The organism is Achromobacter sp. GbtcB20, assembly GCF_019091095.1.
In the GTDB taxonomy this organism is placed as follows: Bacteria; Pseudomonadota; Gammaproteobacteria; order Burkholderiales; family Burkholderiaceae_B; genus Achromobacter; species Achromobacter mucicolens.
The window spans coordinates 1-230 of record NZ_JAGXJZ010000969.1 but is presented as its reverse complement, the minus strand read 5'-3'; the positions used below and the strand labels follow the sequence as shown (position 1 = coordinate 230).

Below are 230 nucleotides of genomic sequence, written 5' to 3'. Positions count from 1 at the left end.
CATGCGCTGCGCACGGGCTCCCGGGGCGGCGAGCTGTTCCTGGTCTACCAGCCGCAGATCGACCTGGCCAGCAACCGTCCCTGCGGCGCCGAGGCGCTGCTGCGCTGGCGCGGCGCCGACGGCCAGCTGGTGCCGCCCGACCGCTTTATCCCGATCGCCGAGTATTCGGGCCTGATCGTCGAGATCGGCGCCTGGGTGCTGCGCGAAGCCTGCGCCGAACTGATGCGCCT

The 230-nt window shown here is 72.2% G+C and carries 1 protein-coding gene; it reads left to right on the top strand.

What is annotated here, in order from left to right; all coding sequences use genetic code 11:
* Positions 1 to 230 (top strand): EAL domain-containing protein (locus KVT32_RS31870; protein ID WP_217619612.1); only part of this gene is annotated, 230 nt, incomplete at both ends.